Source organism: Roseiconus lacunae, assembly GCF_008312935.1.
Classification (GTDB): Bacteria; Planctomycetota; Planctomycetia; order Pirellulales; family Pirellulaceae; genus Stieleria; species Stieleria lacunae.
Genome location: NZ_VSZO01000076.1, coordinates 1 through 472, shown reverse-complemented (window position 1 = coordinate 472; position 472 = coordinate 1). Strand labels below are relative to the sequence as shown.

General features: G+C 56.1%; 1 pseudogene. It reads right to left on the bottom strand.

The annotated features are described in order from the left end of the window. Nucleotides 1–185 (bottom strand): annotated as a pseudogene (locus FYC48_RS25590) (MFS transporter); the annotation flags it as partial. Between the last annotated feature and the right edge of the window lie 287 nt (nt 186–472).

Below are 472 nucleotides of genomic sequence, written 5' to 3'. Positions count from 1 at the left end.
CCGCCGGCTAACATGGGTAAACTAGCAACCATCCCCGCAGTCAACTCGCTCATGCCGACCGCGAGGGCGAAAGCAGCCAGATAAGTCTCGCCGATTCCCACCATGCCGCCGAAAGCGGCACCATCGGCGGCGGAGGCCCGAAGGTTCTTACGAATCTTTGCCTCGGACGTGTTGCCGAAACGCACGTTGATTTTCAATGTTGGAATGATAGATCGATGCTACCCAGCATGCAGAACGTCTGACTGTAGAACCACCCTCAATCCAACGTCAACGGCGGGACAATCAAATGCCTGCCAGGTGAACGCCGTTGCTACCGGTATCCGGGCATTGATGGAGTCCATCTTTCCACTCGGTGTTCCACTTGATGGTCGTGTCCACGCCAGAGACGTTTCACAGTCAATCTGTGTCGGTCACCGATCCGTCCACGCATCCACCAATCAACCGATCGCTAATAGGTGGGTGGCACCTTACG